Raw genomic sequence first — 17,769 nt, 5'->3', positions numbered from 1 at the left:
TCTCTGTTAACACAATTTTAGATTGAGTGAAACGATACAAACAATATATAATTTACTCAATATTAATCTCAAAACGAGATCAATTGGGAATGGAGGGTACTCATGGAGCTACGACAGATTCAATACTTCATTGAAGTGGCCAAGCGCGAGCACTTCACGGAAGCCTCGCACAACCTGCATGTTGCCCAATCCGCCCTGAGCCGGCAAATCGCCAACCTGGAGACAGAGCTTGGCGTCTCCCTGTTCATCCGTGAAGGTCGAAACGTCAAACTGACGGCTGTAGGCAAAATTTTTCTGAAGCACGTGGAACTGGCCATGAACGAGATTGAAAAGGCAAAGCAAAAAATTGACGAGTTTCTCGATCCGGAGCGCGGGACGATTCGCGTCGGGTTTACGAGCAGTCTGGCCGCGAATCCTCTGCCGACGGTCATCTCCGGCTTTCGCGCACGGTATCCGGACATCGGCTTCCAGCTTCGGCAAGGCTCTTACCAGGGGCTGATCGACTCTGTGATTAACGGAGAAATCGACCTCGCCTTTCTCGGCCCGGTTCCGACCCAGGAAAAAAACGTGCGCAGCCATATTTTTTTCGCGGAAAACATCGTCGCGCTGCTGCCCGCCAAGCACCCGCTGGCCAAACAGCCGAGCCTGCGCCTGGATCAGTTGCAGGACGATACGTTCGTGCTGTTTCCGCCGGGGTTCATCCTGCGCAATATTGCGGTGAATGCCTGTTCGCAAATGGGCTTCACGCCCAAAACCGCCTTCGAGGGCGAGGACATCGACGCGATCAAGGGACTCGTCGCCGCCGGCCTGGGCGTTACGCTACTGCCGGAGCTGACTCTGACGGACAATGTGCCGCGCGAGACGGTGAAAATTCCGATCAGCGAGCCGCTCGTACAAAGAACAGTGGGCATCATCATTCCGAACAACCGGGAGCTGCCGCCTTCGGAAAAGTTGTTTTATCATTTTTTGAAGGAGTTTTTTGATGTGTTGAGCAAGTACAGCTAGGGAATACGGGTGGGGTAAAATCCCCCCCTTACGCCGTTGGACCCGCAGAGACGTCAGCCAGTCGGCCCTTCGTCGCCTTGAGCAGTCCGTCGACTCCAAGCTCGATCTGCACGCCGATCTTTCCTCCGCTGACGATGATCCGTTCCATCTTCGCTGCGCTGCTGTCAATGACGGTCGGAAACAGTTTTTTCATCCCCACCGGGGAGCAGCCGCCCCGCACATATCCCGTTACGGCGGTAATGTCTTTTACTGGAATCAGCTCGACCTTTTTCTCCCCGACCGCTTTCGCCGCTTTTTTCAGATCCAGCTCCGCCTCCACCGGGATGACGAAAACGTAATACCCCTGGCTCGTGCCCTGTGAAACGAGTGTTTTATAGACAACTCCGGCTTCCCGGCCGATTTTTTGCGCCACCGAGATACCGTCAATTTTCCCGTCGTCCTTCCGATAGTTCAGCATCGTATAGTCGATTTTTTCTTTTTCTAACATCCGCATCGCATTCGTTTTTACTTGCTTCATCATTAGACACTCCATTTCGCTCTCCAATGGTAAATTTCACGCCGTCCGCGGACAGACGTTTGCCCGTTCGGCGGCTCGCCCTGTATTGCTTTTGCGTTTTGCGAAAACCAAAAACCGCCTCACGCGAAATAGCGAGGCGGAATGGTTGCATTGATCGCCATGTCTACAGGTGCGTTCGCAAGCTCCACAGCTCCGGGAAAAAACGGTGATCGAGCGTTCTGCGCAAATAAGCGACGCCAGATGAACCACCTGTTCCCGGCTTTTGCCCAATGATGCGCTCCACGGTCGTCATGTGGTTGAAACGCCATTGCTGCTGCTGGCTGGCGATGTCGACGAGCTTTTCTGCCAGCTCGTACAAGTCCCAATACTGGTTCACGTTGCGGTACACGGTCAGCCAGGCTTGTTCGACGCTCTCATTTGCCTGATACGGCTGCGACCAGTCCCTTTCCAGACACGCCGGGTCGATCGGCAGGCCGCGCGCTGCCATTTCCTTGATCGCCGCATCGTAAATGCTTGGCGCATGCAGCGCTTTGCTCAACTGCCCGTGCAGGTCCGGCTGATGCTCGTACACAGCGAGGACATGCGCGTTTTTATAGCCGAGCGCAAATTCGATCAGCCTGTTTTGATAGGACTGAAATCCGGACGAATGTCCCAGCTTGTCGCGGAACTGCAAGTAATCCGCCGGGGTGAGCGTGGAGAGGACATCCCACGATTTGATGAGCTGGTGCTGAATGCGCGACACCCGCGAAAACATCTTGAATGCCGGCTCCAGCTCGTGATTGACAATACAGTCCATCGCAGCAGCAAGCTCGTGCAAAATCTGCTTCATCCACAGCTCGCTCACCTGGTGAATGATGATGAACAGCATCTCATCGTGATGAGTCGACAGCGGCTTTTGGCTCGCCAAAATTTTGTCCAGATGCAAATAGTCGCCGTAGGTCATCTCCTTCTGGAAATCGGTATGGATCTCCTTTTCCAATGAGAATTTGTCCGGCTCGTTGCCTCCTTGCTGGTGAGGATTCATCTGTGGTTGGCCTCCTTTTTCATGTTGCCATATTGTATGCGCTTACATTTTTAAACATTTGTTTAAGTGCGAATGCTTATCCTCTATATACTTCTGCACGTCATGCCTTGTTCCTGCTGATTGTCGCTTGCCTGCCATCATTTTCTTCACGAAACCTTCCCCACGTAAAAAAACCACCTTTCCAAAACGAAAGATGGCCAATGGCAACCACCGACAGCGCTTTATGGATTGACTCTGCGTCTGCGCAGGAACACCGTGAGAAAAACGACCGCTGCAACCGCGATCACCCCGTAGACAATATACGAGTACACGTCCATCACGTGCAGGACATCCTGCCACGATTCACCGAGAAACGCCCCAATCCACACCAGGGCAATGTTCCACAAAAACGTTCCGATGCTCGTAAACAGCAAAAACAGCAGTAGGTTCATTCTGGTCATCCCCGCCGGAATGGAAATGAGACTGCGCACCAACGGAATCATCCGGCAAAACAGAATCGTCCAGTAACCGTATTTGTCGAACCAGGCATGCGCTCTCTGGACGTCTTTTTGCTTGATGCGCAGCAGATGTCCCCAGCGCTCCACCACTTTCTCGATTTTGTCCACGTCCAAATAGTACCCGATGCCATATAGCAGGATCGCGCCGAGTACGGACCCGAACGTAGCCGACAAAATGACTCCTGGTACGGTCAGTGGCGAGTGTGTGGTCATAAAACCGCCAAATGTCAGGATCACTTCGGAAGGAATCGGCGGAAAAACGTTTTCCAGCGCCATCATCAGGAAAATACCCAGATAGCTGTATTGTTCAATCACTTGCGTCAGCCAGTTTTGCATACTACCCCTCTTTTGTATCAACCGATGCTTATGCTTCAAGTATAGAGACGATTTGTTCACAGTTCAATGAAAAGCGGCAATTGCCCCGGAGAAACCGTGCCAGGTAACGGGTGAAGCGCACGCCAGATCACGCTAAACCTGGAAAATATGGTACACTTTTTCTCATAAAATACTTTGCCAGAAAATAGAGAAGGAGCGAACCAATGCTGACTTTGGCTGCCATCGTCTCCGTTGCTGCTCTGGCTGCCCTGTACGATGCCCTGCGAAAAATCAACGCGAACATCCTCACGCAAGTCGAGCAAAACGAACGAATCATCAAACTGCTGGAAGAAATCAAAAAAAGACAATCGTAGTGTCCACCCCAAGCTAAAGACCGTTATCTGAGCTACTCGCAGAGGCGGTCTTTTTTGTGTGCTCTCTTGTCCATATAGAAGTTATTGCAAAAGTGTGTCAGATTTATTGCAAACTGTTTCGAAATGTAGACTTTTTGCATCATTTAAGTATATGATGATATTAGCAAACAATTATTTGTTTGTCGAATGCAGGTGAATTCCACTTATAGGAGGCGTAGTCCATGTTCAATATCAGGGAATCAGATTTGCCAGGAATCGGACGAAAATACCAGGTGGAAACAAAAAGTGGCGACAAGCTGATTATTATTATTCACGATGACGGTCAACGGGAAATTTATCATTTTGACAAATCGGACTGGGACGAAAGCATTTCGATGGTCACTCTCGACGACCAGGAATCGCGTCAGCTCGCGGGCATCATCGGGGGGATGACCTACAAGCCGAAAGCGTTGGAGACAATCGAGATGGCGCTCGATCAGCTCGTGATTGAATGGTACAAGATCGAGCCAGGGTCTGCCTGCATCGGAAAGTCAATCGGGGAACTCGATATTCGCCAAAAGACAGGGGCTACCATCATCGCGATTATTGAAAAGAATCAAAAGCAAATCGTAAGTCCGGGACCAGAGTGCGTGCTGACAGCAGGCGTGACGCTGGTTGTCGCAGGTGAGAGAGGGCAGGTGAAAGTGTTAAAATCTACACTCGTATCAGGGGGGGCTTGATTTGGAACACATCGTCTTTGAGATTGGTCTGGCGATCGGCTTGATTGCCATCGCAGGGTACATTTCGCAAAAACTCCGCTTTTCCATCGTTCCGTTTTACATCCTCATCGGCATGGCTGTAGGGCCGCACGCCGCCTCGATCGGTCTGATCGATTTTCGGTTTATTGAAAGTGAACCGCTCATTGACTTCATGGGGCGGATGGGTGTGCTGTTCCTCTTGTTTTACGTCGGGCTTGAATTTTCGGTTGGCCGTCTGATAAAAGCGGGACGCTCGATCGCAATCGGCGGCACGATCTATATCGCCATCAACTTTACGCTCGGCTTGCTTTTCGGGTACTTTGCCGGGGTTCCTTTCAAGGAAATTCTCATGATCGCCGGCATTACGACCATTTCCTCCACCGCCATTGTGGCAAAAGTGCTGGTGGATCTCAAACGGACAGCCAATCCGGAAACAGAAATGATTCTCGGCATGATTATGTTCGACGACCTGTTCCTCGCTGTCTATTTGTCCATCATATCCGGTCTTGTGCTCAGTGGAGCCACCTCTTTCGTCGGTGTGCTCACCTCAGCCTTGATCGCACTCGGCTACATGCTTTTGTTCATCATCGTAGGGCGCAAGCTCGTGCCATTCCTCAATCGTGCGCTCAATATCAAATCCAATGAACTTTTCATGTTGACGGTCTTTGCAGGCCTGTTCCTCGTTGCGGGCTTTTCGGAAACCATCCACGTAGCCGAGGCGATTGGCGCCTTGCTCGTCGGTCTGGTCCTTGCAGAAACGGTCCATATGAAGAGAATTGAGCACATGATCTTGCCGTTCCGCGACTTTTTTGGCGCTATGTTCTTTTTCAGCTTCGGCTTGTCGATTGACCCGACACAGCTCGGCGGTGCTGTCTGGCTGTCGCTGGCCGCTGTCGCCGTCACCTTGATCGGAAACTACACCGCCGGACTGCTCGCCGGGCGCAGTGCCGGCTTGTCGGCACGCGGTTCCTCGAACATCGGTCTGACGATTACGGCTCGCGGTGAGTTTTCGATCCTGATTGCGAATATGGGGAAAGCAGGCGGACTGTTGGAAATTTTGCAGCCATTCACCGCCCTCTACGTGCTGATTCTGGCCATTCTCGGCCCGATCCTGACGAAGGAATCGAAGCACATTCACAACCTGATGAGCAAAGTGCTTCCACTGGAGCGGATGTTTCAGGCAAAAGCAGCCAAAGCGGCTTCGCCTGCTGCAAGCGCGGAAAAGCACCAAGGGTAGCGCCCCGTTCATTCACACGCCAAAAGGCAATCCCATACCAAGAGAAGGCTGTCTGTGCAGCTCGCGCACAACAGCCTTCTCTTTTATTATCCATGCAAACTGCCCTCCAGACGGACTCGCGGTCTGTATGCGCCAATTGGCAACTGGATCAGGCACGTCTTCTGTTCGTCTGTCAGTCCGTAAATCTCGTCAGTTGTCGCCACATCGTACCCGAGCAGCGGGTGTCCCCCCAGACCGCAGGAAAATGCCCCCAGCAGCAAGCGGTGTACGGCGATCCCTGCCTGCATTTGTTGAATCCGATAACCTCTGTATCCCCATTTGTCCAGCAGATGGTTGTTCTCCCCCGTTACGTGGAAGCAGAGCGGCACTTGAAACAGGTTGACATTGTCGAGCAACATACCCGCCTGCAACTTTGTCCGTTGCTCCCCGTACCGTCTTGCCACCAGGCTGTGGCTGTCCGGTTCGTAGCGGTACGCCCCATCCGCTATGCCATCCACCTGATGAATACAGACGTACAGGGCGGGCAACGCGCTGGCTGTTTCGCCTAAGTCATGGCGGTAGCGAAAAGCGCCAAACGCCTCCTGCAGCAGAGCCGCAAGCTGCTCTCGCGTCATTTTTCGCCAGACAAAATCAAGCTCCGGCGAAGTGCGACGGCGGCAAAACTCTGCGAGATCAACCTGCTGCGGCGGCGCGTCTGGCAAAGCATGCGGCTCATACTGATTCGGCGGCACGTCCGGCAATACATGCGACTCGCTTCCCCTTGCCGCATCTCGCGCTTCGACGGCTGCTGCCGGGCATTCGAACATGGCGGTCGACTCGTACATCGCCGCTTCATTCATCTCGCGCAGCAGCGGATAGTCTTTTTGTCTTCGCGAACCGATTTGATACCGGTGCGTGACGGGCACAAGCTGGCGGATCAACGGTTCGGCCGTCGTCTCCTGTGTGGACGCAGGGCCTCGCCCAGGCACAGTGGACATCTGCCACGCTTTCCGTGGCTTCGGCGCAAGCGGCATGATCGCGTACACGCTTTCCTCGTTCCCCGACAAGCCGAGCAGATGGTTGACAGCGCGATCCAAAAACAGGTAGTGCACGTCTGTCTCGATGCCGCAGCCAGAAGCCAAAGTCAGCCATTGCCCGAGCAGCACGCCCGTATCCAGCCCTTGCAGGCGGTATGAAAAGAGATCGTATTTGAACGCATTTTTCCAAAAGTAGGTAGAGACAAACAGCACGCCAAAGCAATGTTGAATCGCCAAGCGCTGCCCGAGCGCCTGACTCACGTATTCATCGAAGTCGCCCTCGCGGAGCAGCACCAGCCGATGATGCGCCACATCGTAATGATAGATGCCCTGCGCCATGTACGAAAGCTTCGCGTACAGATAGATTTCGTTCGGATACAACGCGCCACCGGACGGAACCGGCCTGCGGCAAGACTGGACGGGAAACAGCGCATCCTCCAATAGCTCCTGCGGAAATACCGTCTGGGTGACTTTTGTCAAACCGTACGCATAGTAGAGCAAGCTGCCAAGTTGGGCAAGCGACGGCTCGCCGGTCACTTTTTCACCTGTCAGCGACAGTGCCACCTCCGCAGGGAGCAAAACAGTCGGCAAGCCGCTGTACAGCTTGTATGGCAGCGGGGCATCGTCCCAGTCCACTTCCAGATCAGGCGGCCTGACTTTCTCGGTGGCAAAATGCAGGTCGTGCAGGAAACGTTCAAGACTCATGGCTCTCCCCCCTTTGGGGCGCGATTTTACGGAAACGGATGCGGATGCGGATTCAGCTGCGCGTATGTGAGCGGCTGTTTGGCGTAGCCGAGCGTGACCGGGACGTGCAGGACGCGCTCCAGATTGGTCAGGCGGGTCAGATGGTGACCGAATGTCATCGGGAGCATACCCGGAATCAGCACCCGCACGCAGGACAGCCCAAGGCGGCTTACCTCTGGCGTCGTCTGATCGACGACAATCACGTCAAGCTGCAAGCGGCGGAATGCGTCCAGCAGCTCCTTCAGGTCGTCGGTCAAATCCGCATGTCTGCCCGGCTCCCCAAACGCCTCGGCAAAAGACTGCTTTCGCCCGTTGTTTTCGAGCAAAAAGCCAAGCCTGTCTTCTGCTTCCGGCAAGCCGTAGAGCATAGCGTGATCGTCCATTTTTTTCACGAGCGAGGCGTCGTGGTACATGCGCAAATAGTGATCGCGATTGGCTTCGAACTTGTCATGCAGGTTGTGCAGCATCGCTGCGATTTCGTGCAGTCCGCTTTTGACAGCCCGTACCGGGTCGGGATGGGCCCCGCCAGCGCAGACGAGATTCAGCCCTGTCTTTTTGCGGTTTTTCGCAATCATCCAGACGCTCGGGATGCCGTTTTCCATCGTCGCATTAAACATGTGCAGTTCGTAGTCGGTGACGGACTCAAGACGCGCGATCATCAAGTCCAGCTCGCGGTCGCCGGACGATGCCGGATCGAGCCTTGGCAGCGGCAGTTGGGCGTACCAGGTGAGCAAAAAGGCATCCCGCTCCACCACTTCCAGCATGCCGTAAAAAATCGCTTCCTCCAGACTGCCTCCAACCGCACAGCCATTGGACGTCTCAAAGACGAACCCGTCTCCAAAGCCCAGACTGTAGTAAGCCATCCGCTCGGGCACGAGGATCGGTCGCTCCTGCATGCAGGAATAGCCCCATACCCAGTTCATCGGTCGCTTCGCGTCAAACGGTTGAAAAGGAAAGTCGGGCAAAGCGTACTGCTCCCTGGAATGAACGCCGCACGTCAGAGGATCGAGCGCGTCTTCCGCCAGATTCGCGTAGCAGTCGTACACAACCGTTTTTTTGCCGCGCGGCGTCAAGCCGCAATAGCGCTCCAGCCCTTCCAGAATGGCCGTCCACTCGCTGTCGGCGTAGGAATTCGACCTCCCTGCCGTCGCTTCGTCGTGGGGAAACAGCGGAAGATTGACGCTCACATCCGAGTAAACCGAGACGAGATCGCGCATTTTTCCGTTCAAAAAGCCTGTCCTCGCATCCACATATTCCGTGCGCAGCGCAGGCTGCAAATCATCCATTGACTTTACACGATAGCTGTGCGGATTTCGCTTTGGATTCGGTTTCCAGGCAAAAGTCGCTCCCTCTGGCGTGTCCTCGGCCAACTGCCCGCAAACGCCGCAGTGCGGATCGGCGAGAAAAAAGTGGCGGGAACTCGCCAGCGTTTGCAAGTCAATCAACTGGAGATGGTCGCGCAGCCGGGCTTGTTTTCCCGCCGCGACCCGCTGGACTTCTGCCGCCACATAATGGCTCACCTGCAAAAGTCCCGAGCGCGAAGCCCAGGCATCTGTCGCCACCCCTCCCTCTTCTGTAAGCTGGAACTGATGCTCCCACATTTCCTTGCGATCACGGCCCGCCATGAGCCGCCGCATGTCCGCACATTGTGAGCAGCCCGGAACCCCCGGCTGCACGTACGGCCCAACCACTGCTTCGCCGAAGGAGACAAACGCCCGAAGCCACGGGATGCCGGATGCCTGAAACCACTTTTCCGCTTCCAGATGCTCATGGGGCCGCCAACCGTCTTGCAGCACTAGCGCCATGTCGGCACGTGCAGTTACACGTTCGACCGTCCGCTGTCTCGTCAGGCGAAAATCCGCATGCAACTGCGAGTAAACCAGATCAGCCAACAGCCCTTCGCCCACGATCAGAATCTCCTTACCCATGCGCTTCCTCCTCTCGCAGCGACAGAGCGATAACTCCCCCCAAATCTTCCTGTAAAAATGGCTCTACAGCGGCATCCAGCAACACTGGAACAAGTCGATTAAGGGCGAGCACGTCACGGGCCTGCCGCCAAAGCTCTATCTCGCTTTCCGGGCAAGGGCGAATCTGCACTTCTTTGGGATGGTCGGGCTGATCCAGCAAAACGGCCGATACCCTGACGACGGGAGCGAGCTGCTCATCCGGTATGCCCTGCTGTTTTTGCAGCGCCACTTGCAGCGCTTTTCGCAGTGCCGCCGCTTCATGCAAACCGACACTGCCAAACCAGTCTGGGCCAATCCCTACCCAATACACTGGGAAACCGCAAACATCCGCACCTTGGGCGATGCGAGGCTGCGCTTTCCCGATGGCCAGCGCGCGCAAGTAAAAACGACTCGGCTCATCTTGCAGCTCTGGCAGCTTCACGCAAGTTACCACAGGCGGCTGCAACTGCACCTGTTCAGCCAGCCTGGCTTGCAGGTAATGATGCAACGCGCGGCACAGCGCCTCCGCTTTCGACTCACCTGCGCCTATGCCCCAGGCGTTCTCCTGTGTCCGGTCAGGCTCGCCGCCAAACAGATGGGCATGAGCCGTCCGGATGCCACCCGCGCTGACAAGGCGGGACACGTACATTTCCGCCCCCAGCAAGCCCGCTTCCCTACGCGCTTCTTCATGGGTATACCCCGGACATATGCAGGCAGGCAGCAGCTCCGCTGGCCCGTCAGCTACAGGGTCGACTGCCTGCACTTGACACTCTGCAAGCGGCAACTGCACCAGCTCCCCTTCGTCCCAGATGTGGAAAATGCCGATGTCAGGTGAAGTCCACGCCTGAAAGGAAGCAAACAGATCCTTCCTTGGCGGCACGGCTTCCGCAAGCAACTCCTGTTCCTCTACTGCGACGGGAGGCAGACTTCCTGTAACGAGCGGATGCGCCATCGTCATATGCCAGCTTCCCGAAAGCGTCTCCAGATCGAGCATGAACAGCTTGCTGTCCGGCTCCGTTTCTGCTATTCCGGTCACATGCTTGAACCATTCAAAGACAGCGACATTTGCCAGCAGGGCTGCAGTTGTAGCCGTAAACGGATGGTCACGCGGGTCTTCGTTCAAGGAAACGCGGTGCAAGCGGCGCAGAGCCGACTCCAGACACACTTGCGAGCCCGGGTGAACCAGCGGGCCAGCGAATCCCTTTTGCAGCAGCCCAAAGGCGGGAACGAACGTTTTTCCCATCTCCCGGCAGAGGGAATGCACGAGCTGCAGCTCGCTTTGCTCCAACTGATCCGCGACGTACAATACCGCCGAAAACGGTGCAAGCACCTGCTCCCAGCCCGCTTTTCCCTGCTGCTTCCGCGAGATTTCCGTCAGTGTTGCCTCCGCATCCTTTTTCCTGGCATGTTCGTACAGCTCTGCCAGACGGCTGCGATTCACGTTCGCAGGATTGGTCAGCACGTAATGAACATGCGGGCAGCCCGACTCCCACAACGCGTGAATCAAGGCCAGTAAAAAAGGGCCTGCCCCTACGGCGAGCGGTTTTTGCTGCCGATACAGCTGAAAGGCGTAACCGCCCGAGCCTGTCAGATGCTCGACAAAGCCGATCTGCGTGGAAAATTGCTCCACGACTTCAGCCGACAACTGGTGAGGCTTGCGCGCGCTGACGTCGCGGGCAAATCCGTTTTGCAGCAGACTGTTGGCGATTCGATAAATCTGGGTCTGGTATTCCTCCGGCAAGTCAGCGGTGATCTCAGCCAGCGTATATTCCCCGTTGAAGATCGGCAACAGCTTCTGGACCCATTGATCGATCATTTCTCCTTCCATGCGAAACGTCCCGACGTTATTGCGAAAGTACACGCTGCCATCGGGACTCGGCAAAAAAAACGTATCCCGGTTCACTGCCAGACGCATCGATGGATTCAGTTTGACCATGCTCCTCCTCCTTGCTTGGCTGTAGTCGCCACTTCGCGCTATGAGGGTGTCACGGTCATCTTATGTCGAACGATTTGTCCAAAATGCCCGCGGAAAAAGCCGAAAAGCTCCTGCCAGGTCACAGCCTGACGGGAGCTTTTGTTGTGAACGGCTAGAAGCAACGGGCGCACGACGTGCAAGGGAAAAAGCACGGAAAGAAGCAGGTGCCAATACAACTGCAAAAGCAACTGCACGAACAACTGCATCGTGCGCAGCGGGCACAGCTTCCACAGCGGCCGCAACGGCCACATCGGCTGCGAACCAGCATCGCTTCCTGTTCTTGTTCTTTATGCCAAGGAGTCACTTTTTCCGCCTTGAACTCCGAAGTCTTCAGCTTTCTGAGCTCTTTTTTAAAATCATCCATCTGATCTTCACCTCCGCCACTGCATGTAGCTACTCTACATGTATGAAGCAGCGATAGGTATTCGTTCCGGCTGCAAACGCCCATTTTTGGCGGGACAACACCGGGAAGCGCTCCGCCACCGCTTGCGTCAAGAAACGGACAAAGCGCGTAAAATCCGGGCTAGTGGCTATCATATGGTTGATCGCTTTATGCTCGTATTATAAAATGAAGCGTTGCAGGGATTGTCAGAGAGGATGAGCGCGTCCGCATGAAAAAATGGGTTCTGTTGTTCGGCTATGCCTTCGTCTTTTTGATCGGTTTTTGGCAAAAAGAGATGTTTTTGGACTGGATTGAAAGCGATTCCATTCAGCTGCTGCCGCTGATGTTTTTGGCATCTGTTATTCTCGGCTTGTTTCCCGTCATTCCGTTCGGCTTGTTCGCCGGAATGATGGGCGCGAAGTTCGGGCCGATTTGGGGTGCCTTCATCAACTGGACAGGCTCTGTCGGCTCCGCGTGGCTGTTTTTTCTGTTTGTGCGCTACGGGTATCAACAGACCGGACGCCATTACCTGGCAAAATACCCGCGCCTGGCGCTGTTGACCCGTGCCTTCGAGCAAAACGCCTTCGTGGCGATCCTGTTCGCCCGACTCATCCCGTTCATCCCTTCGCCCGTCATCAACATTTACGCGGCGATCAGCGCGGTTCGCTTCCCGACTTTCGCGCTCGCGACCGCAATCGGAAAAATCCCGACCATGCTGGTGTTTGCGCTTTTGGGCGATCAACTGTTCCACAATGCCCAGCGTTTCCTGCTGACGATCCTGGCTTATGCAGGCTTTCTCGGCATTGCCATCCTGCTCTACCGCATATGGCAGAGCCGCAGCAAGGCGAAGACACCCTCGTAGCTCGCTTTCACTACCTATTACAGAATTTAGAAAAATGCTTACGGATTGTTTTTCCGGGACTTCCCTGCACGACAACGGCTGGGCTGCGCCGGCTTTGACAGTTTTGGAAAATCAGTAGCCGCTTCGTTTTGCTTCCGATTCGTCAAGTCTGTCCCTCCTTCTGCTTTTTCGCCGTATTTGCTTGTCAACTCCGCCAAATACCTTTTCATGCTCGCCAATAGCTCTGGTGAGCGCAGCACTGTCACTTCCAGCCCCAACCCGATGAAGTATTTGGCAAAATAATCAAGGTCTCCCTCCGCGATGCTGCCTGCAAGCCAGCCCGTCCCATCCGGCCGCGTATGCAGAAGAGAAGCGGCCCACGCCTCTGCTTCGCACATCTGCACCCCTGCCCTTGTCAGCTCTGCGTATACCGGGCTTCCCTCCTGCCCTGCGATCACACGTTGCGACTTACGATTGGCCAGATGAACATCCCGCAAATCGAGCGACTCCCACTCCGCCCCGGCGAACGTCGCAGCATGAATCCGGTCGCAGCGGAATACACGATAATCTTCGTTTTGCCAGCAATAGGCCGGGCAGTACCACAGCCCGTTGCGCGTATAAATGCCGATCGGCTGAATGTGGCGGCTGGATCGCATTCCCCGTGATTCGTACTCGATGAGCAGCACCTTTTGCTCAACGGCTGCTTCGAGCAGGATGGACAAATACGGCGATTCCGCCTGCCTTTTCGGCGTGACAAAATCTACCCGATTCCTCATCTGGTCGATCCGCTCGCGCACATCCGGCGGCATGTAGGCGTAAAATTTGCTCACGGCCGACGCCACTTCTGCCGCAAAAGGCAGCGAAGAATAATGGCGCAGCGCATGAATCGCAAAAAAGATGGCAACCGCTTCTTCTTCGGAAAAAGCAATTGGCGGGAGGATGCGCTCCTTCAGCACGCGGTAGCCGCCATGAGGCCCGACCTCGGAGTAAAGCGGCACTCCCCACTCGCTCAGCTCCTGCAAATCGCGCAGCATCGTCCGCTGCGAGACGCCAAACTCGCGGGCCAGCTCTCCGACGGTAAACGACCGCTTGCGATTGACAGCCATCAGCAGTTCGAGCAGGCGTTGTGATTTGGACATTTGTTTCATTCCTTCTAACTATGACATGTTTTGTCACTATTATCTGCTACCATCAAGGTAAAGTCCAGTGAGGAGGAATGAACATGTCCCATGAACAACAGCCACAAACCCCAATGCGAAATTTTTTCCGCTCCGGCGAGATGCAGCTCTCGTATCTCGACTATGGCGGCGACAGCGAAAACGTACTGCTGCTGCTGCACGGCCATATGAACGATGCGCGGGTCTTCAACACCTTTGCCGGACAACTCACAGGCTGGCGTGTGCTCGCCCTGGACCAGCGCGGCCACGGCTGGAGCGATCATTCGCCGGAAAAAGATTACTCGCGAGCAGCCTATCTGCAAGACATCCTGGCTTTTGTCCAGTCTGAGCTTGGCGGACAGCCGGTCGTCATCCTCGGTCATTCTTTGGGCGGGCTCAATGCTTACCAGTTTGCCGCCCGCTATCCGAAATACGTGCGGGCCGCCATCATCGAAGACATCGGCGCCGAAATCCAGGCAGACTTGTCTTTTGCCGAACGGCTCCCCGAACGCTCCGCTTCGCTTGCCCAATTGAAAGAAGCATTGAGGCAGGTCGGCGTGCGTGCCGTGGACTACTTTGCGGAAAGTGTATTTGAAGATGAACGCGGCTTTGGCTTTCGTTCGGATTGCCCGGGAATGCGCATCTCGCAGGAGCACTGCAACGGAGCGTGGTGGGAAGATTGGCTGTCCTCGACTTGTCCCGTGCTGCTCATTCACGGCAAACACAGCTTCGTCATGAACGAAGCGCACGCCCGGCTAATGGCCGCGCGCAGACCAAATACTGAGCTTGCCGTGTTTGCCGAGTGCGGACACGATGTCCATTCTGCGGACCCGGACGGCTTTTTTCAGGTCGTCAGCAAATTTCTCGAAAACGTGTCTGGCTCTGCCTAAAAACGTTTTTGGCGTCCTTATCAGAAATCATCCGGAAAATCCCAGTCTCTCAACCAGATCGAACGGCAAATCTACACGGTGACAGGGGCAGAGGAATGTTTTTTATTGACATAATATAATTATGGTAAACAACCTAACTGGAAATGGGGAAACGTTGTTGCCAGACTGTATGATTCCCCCGTATAGTCCAACCTTTCCTTTGCGATACAGGCATGCTGAAAACATTTTTCAACGACAAAAAAGGCAGTGGCCTGTCTGGAGCGTGCTGCATCGTATGCATGCGGCATTCTGCACACTACTCCCGACCGACCACTGCCCTTTTCTTTTGAAGCCTGAAAAAGATGTTCGCAACCGCTATCTGCCTCGCCTGACAAGTATACTTCCCTTCCAGTCGAAGACGAGCGGCGCGCCTTTTGCTTCCGGCTCCCAACCTTGCGCCACCGCTTCCGTGATGATCGCCTCCACGTCAGATGGCTTGATTGCCCGGCGTTCGCGCGTTGGCAGGAAGCCGTCTGCACCCGCCAGCCGCGCGTCATGTACATCTGCTTTGGCGTAGACGCGAATCAACTGGCCCGTTCCTTCCGCATGCTGAATGGTGACGACAATCATCCCGTCCGCAGCGGGGCTGACCACCCAGCGATAGTCGGTTTGCCCTACAGTAATTTTCCTCGTGCCTTTTTTGCTTAGCGCCATTCCTTCCTCCTGTTTTTTCATTCACTTTTGTCGCTGTTGATGATGCATCGGTTCGCCAGACCGCTCGCCTGATTCGGACGGCGCAAAGCTCATCGCCTGAAACCAGACAAACACAGCGAGCAACAGCAACGCCCCGACGGCGGGATGCCGCAGCGCAAGCAACGTGGAAGACGTCTCAGACTGCTGCTGTCCAGATACATGCCACCGCTCCATCAACAAAAGACACGCCGTGTACAGCATCACCAGAAAAAACAAAAGCGGTTCCGCCTGCTCCAACGTTATCATGTCCCCAAGCATGGCACCCATCATGCCTGCCATCAGCCCGGACAACGTGCCTTCGACCACGGTCAGCGCCGATAAAGGCAAGCCCACCAAAAAGCCTGCCGCTGCACCAGCCGACATCCCCCACAATGTGGAACGGGACAGGCTCCCCTGAAATACAAGTCCAAACAGCATGCCCGCGATCAGCCCGACCAGCATCCCGACCGCCATGGCGCTTACCATCCCGTGCATTTGCTGTATTTGCTCTCTCCTGCGCCAAACCAGCCAGCCAAACCAGACGTAGGCGATGATGACAAACCAAAAAATCTGGGAAACGGCGCTCATGAAAACCACCTCTGCCTATATGTCCCTCCTTACACCGTATGAGCGGACGGCGAAAAACAGGACAAGAACAGACAGTGGCTCCCTGTCGCTTTCGTGTTCTGCGCCGGCGGTTGCATTGCCTTGGCTTTCGTTCCAGCCAGCGTCTATGACGGAGCGACCTCACGAGTGCAATCGAACAGCCAATGCCATCGTGATGCGAGCTGCCTTCGCTACCTTCCTGCTCACAGCTCGATAACCTTCGTCGCGATATTTTTGCAAAACTCGCTGTCATGCTCGACAAACAGAATCGTCGGCGCATGCTGCAAAAGCAGTTCCTCGATCTGCATGCGCGAAATGACGTCGATAAAGTTCAGCGGCTCATCCCATACGTACAGATGCGCCCGCTCGCACAAGCTTTTGGCGATCAGCACCTTTTTCTTCTGTCCCCCGCTGAACGCAGCCATATCTTTTTCAAATTGCACGCGGGAAAAATCAAGCTTGCGCAGGATCGCCTTGAACAAGCTTTCGTCCAGCCCGTTGCTTCTGGCGTAGTCGGTCAAATTGCCCTGCAAGTGCGACGTATCCTGGGAAACGTAGGAAATTTTCAGTTGGCTTCCTTTGCGGAACGTTCCCGTATAGCTCACGTCCTCGCCGCAGATCAGCTTGAGAATGCTCGATTTGCCCGAGCCGTTTTTCCCTGCCAGCGCGATTCGCTCCCCTTGGGAAACCGAAAAACGGATACCGCTTGTTACCTGCTTGTCACCGTAAAAAATCCCGACGTCCACCAGCTCGACCAGGCGATCTTTATGGTACGCCAGCGGCGCAATTTTTAACGTATCGCTTTGCTCGACGTTTTTTTGCAGCCTGGACTTTTCCTCGATCGCTGCATGCTGGCGCTGCTCCAGTGATTTTGCGCGCTTCATCATTTTCGCTGCCTTGTGGCCAATGTACCCTTTGTCGACTTTGGAGCCGGAATTTCGCGTGCCATTTTTCGTTTTTTCCACTGCATGCGACCAGTTGCTGGTGCGTTTGGCGGCTTCGGACAGCCGTTTGATGTCCTTTTTCAGCCGCTCGTTTTCGGCCAGCTCGTAGTTGTCCTGCCGCTCCTTGTTTTCCCACCACGTTGAAAAATTGCCTTTCTGAATCTCGATGTTCGTTCTGTTAATGGACAGAATGTGGTCGACGCAGTTGTCGAGAAAAGCTCTGTCATGGGAGACGAGAATAAAGCCGCTTTTCGTCTGGAGATAGTCGCTCACGAGCTTTCTGCCAGCCATGTCCAGATGGTTCGTCGGCTCATCGATCAGCAAAAAGCTGTTTTCCTTCATAAACAGGGCTGCAAGCAGCACCTTTGTCTGCTCGCCGTTGGACAACGTCGCAAACGGCCGTTCCAACACTTCCTCGTTTATTTGCAAATAGGAAAACTCGCGCAAAAGCTCCCAATGCAGATAATCGGGAATCATTTCCTGGATGATCTCTGCGGTGATCCGCTCCTTGTTTTCGATTGGATACGGAAAGTATTCGAACTGCACCTGCGCCGAGATCGTGCCGCTGTATTCATAGCGCCCGAGCAGCAGGTTCAGAAATGTCGTCTTCCCTCTGCCGTTCCTTCCGGTAAAGCCCAGCTTCCAATCGGTATCGATCTGGAAGCTCACGTTTTCAAATATGTTATCGAAACTGCCGTCGTAGGCAAAAGTCAGATTCGTCACTTTGATGGTCGACATTCCATCATCCCCCCTGGATAAAAATAGAAGAGCTGCAAGAAAGTTACTCTCTTGCAGCTCAAATACGCATAACAAAACCTACTCCATCCAGGAGCCGGATTCGGCTATATCGC

Annotated in this window: 17 protein-coding genes; 6 read left to right on the top strand and 11 right to left on the bottom strand. The window is 54.6% G+C overall.

The features are described 5' to 3' along the window. The first annotated feature begins 102 nt into the window (after window positions 1-102). The gene (locus AAFJ72_RS10985; protein WP_122903861.1) at window positions 103-1,005 is read left to right on the top strand and encodes a LysR family transcriptional regulator; all 903 of its coding nucleotides are present in this window, start codon (window positions 103-105) and stop codon (window positions 1,003-1,005) included. Between the two features lie 28 nt (window positions 1,006-1,033). Here the strand turns inward: AAFJ72_RS10985 and ybaK are convergent, their stop codons facing one another. The 3 genes from ybaK to AAFJ72_RS10970 form a co-directional block, all read right to left on the bottom strand. After that, window positions 1,034-1,522 (bottom strand): Cys-tRNA(Pro) deacylase, encoded by a 489-nt coding sequence (gene ybaK, locus AAFJ72_RS10980; RefSeq protein ID WP_432777175.1) that lies wholly within the window; start codon window positions 1,520-1,522, stop codon window positions 1,034-1,036. A gap of 163 nt (window positions 1,523-1,685) precedes the next feature. Beyond that, on the bottom strand, window positions 1,686-2,546 hold the full coding sequence (kynA, locus tag AAFJ72_RS10975; RefSeq protein WP_432777095.1) for a tryptophan 2,3-dioxygenase: 861 nt from the start codon (window positions 2,544-2,546) through the stop codon (window positions 1,686-1,688). Between the two features lie 221 nt (window positions 2,547-2,767). Beyond that, window positions 2,768-3,379: a DedA family protein gene (locus AAFJ72_RS10970; RefSeq protein WP_432777094.1), complete on the bottom strand. Its 612-nt coding sequence runs from the start codon at window positions 3,377-3,379 to the stop codon at window positions 2,768-2,770. Between the two features lie 203 nt (window positions 3,380-3,582). On the opposite strand from AAFJ72_RS10970, the gene AAFJ72_RS10965 reads away from it, so the two are divergent. The 3 genes from AAFJ72_RS10965 (at window position 3,583) to AAFJ72_RS10955 (ending at window position 5,706) form a co-directional block, all read left to right on the top strand. After that, entirely contained in the window at window positions 3,583-3,732 is a 150-nt protein-coding gene (locus tag AAFJ72_RS10965; protein WP_432777093.1) for a hypothetical protein, read from the top strand. Window positions 3,733-3,953: 221 nt separating this feature from the next. Beyond that, entirely contained in the window at window positions 3,954-4,451 is a 498-nt protein-coding gene (locus tag AAFJ72_RS10960; RefSeq protein WP_122903864.1) for a cation:proton antiporter regulatory subunit, read from the top strand. Between the two features lies 1 nt (window position 4,452). Then, entirely contained in the window at window positions 4,453-5,706 is a 1,254-nt protein-coding gene (locus AAFJ72_RS10955) for a cation:proton antiporter (RefSeq protein WP_432777092.1), read from the top strand. Window positions 5,707-5,792: 86 nt separating this feature from the next. Here the strand turns inward: AAFJ72_RS10955 and AAFJ72_RS10950 are convergent, their stop codons facing one another. The 4 genes from AAFJ72_RS10950 to AAFJ72_RS10935 all read right to left on the bottom strand — a co-directional run bounded on the left by AAFJ72_RS10950 (window position 5,793) and on the right by AAFJ72_RS10935 (window position 11,751). Then, a complete protein-coding gene (locus AAFJ72_RS10950) occupies window positions 5,793-7,427 on the bottom strand; it encodes a SagB family peptide dehydrogenase (protein WP_432777091.1) in 1,635 nt (544 codons plus the stop codon). 26 nt (window positions 7,428-7,453) lie between these two features. Further along, the gene (locus AAFJ72_RS10945) at window positions 7,454-9,394 is read right to left on the bottom strand and encodes a TOMM precursor leader peptide-binding protein (RefSeq protein WP_432777090.1); all 1,941 of its coding nucleotides are present in this window, start codon (window positions 9,392-9,394) and stop codon (window positions 7,454-7,456) included. Then, window positions 9,387-11,348: a putative thiazole-containing bacteriocin maturation protein gene (locus tag AAFJ72_RS10940; RefSeq protein WP_432777089.1), complete on the bottom strand. Its 1,962-nt coding sequence runs from the start codon at window positions 11,346-11,348 to the stop codon at window positions 9,387-9,389. The genes AAFJ72_RS10945 and AAFJ72_RS10940 overlap by 8 nt, the downstream gene beginning before the upstream one ends. Window positions 11,349-11,499: 151 nt before the next feature. After that, on the bottom strand, window positions 11,500-11,751 hold the full coding sequence (locus tag AAFJ72_RS10935) for a heterocycloanthracin/sonorensin family bacteriocin (protein ID WP_432777088.1): 252 nt from the start codon (window positions 11,749-11,751) through the stop codon (window positions 11,500-11,502). 247 nt (window positions 11,752-11,998) lie between these two features. Between AAFJ72_RS10935 and AAFJ72_RS10930 the strand changes: the two genes are divergently transcribed. Then, a complete protein-coding gene (locus tag AAFJ72_RS10930; RefSeq protein WP_432777087.1) occupies window positions 11,999-12,631 on the top strand; it encodes a TVP38/TMEM64 family protein in 633 nt (210 codons plus the stop codon). A gap of 38 nt (window positions 12,632-12,669) precedes the next feature. Here AAFJ72_RS10930 and AAFJ72_RS10925 read toward each other — a convergent pair whose 3' ends face one another. Continuing rightward, the gene (locus tag AAFJ72_RS10925) at window positions 12,670-13,749 is read right to left on the bottom strand and encodes a helix-turn-helix transcriptional regulator (protein WP_432777086.1); all 1,080 of its coding nucleotides are present in this window, start codon (window positions 13,747-13,749) and stop codon (window positions 12,670-12,672) included. A gap of 83 nt (window positions 13,750-13,832) precedes the next feature. On the opposite strand from AAFJ72_RS10925, the gene AAFJ72_RS10920 reads away from it, so the two are divergent. Further along, window positions 13,833-14,657, top strand: a complete 825-nt coding sequence (locus tag AAFJ72_RS10920) for an alpha/beta fold hydrolase (protein ID WP_432777085.1) — start codon at window positions 13,833-13,835, stop codon at window positions 14,655-14,657. A 354-nt stretch (window positions 14,658-15,011) separates the two neighbouring features. Here the strand turns inward: AAFJ72_RS10920 and AAFJ72_RS10915 are convergent, their stop codons facing one another. The 3 genes from AAFJ72_RS10915 to AAFJ72_RS10905 all read right to left on the bottom strand — a co-directional run bounded on the left by AAFJ72_RS10915 (window position 15,012) and on the right by AAFJ72_RS10905 (window position 17,656). Then, complete coding sequence (locus AAFJ72_RS10915; RefSeq protein WP_432777084.1) at window positions 15,012-15,350, bottom strand: hypothetical protein; 339 nt, start codon at window positions 15,348-15,350, stop codon at window positions 15,012-15,014. A 21-nt stretch (window positions 15,351-15,371) separates the two neighbouring features. After that, the gene (locus AAFJ72_RS10910) at window positions 15,372-15,956 is read right to left on the bottom strand and encodes a hypothetical protein (RefSeq protein ID WP_432777083.1); all 585 of its coding nucleotides are present in this window, start codon (window positions 15,954-15,956) and stop codon (window positions 15,372-15,374) included. 221 nt (window positions 15,957-16,177) lie between these two features. Further along, window positions 16,178-17,656 carry an Lsa family ABC-F type ribosomal protection protein gene (locus AAFJ72_RS10905; RefSeq protein WP_432777082.1) on the bottom strand — a complete coding sequence of 493 codons (1,479 nt, stop codon included), beginning with the start codon at window positions 17,654-17,656 and terminating at the stop codon, window positions 16,178-16,180. Window positions 17,657-17,769 lie beyond the last annotated feature (113 nt).

The sequence above is a fragment of the Brevibacillus gelatini genome, from assembly GCF_050920745.1.
GTDB classification, from domain to species: Bacteria; Bacillota; Bacilli; order Brevibacillales; family Brevibacillaceae; genus Brevibacillus; species Brevibacillus gelatini.
The sequence above is the reverse complement of the archived record's forward strand: the minus strand, read 5'-3'. Positions and strand labels throughout refer to the sequence as shown.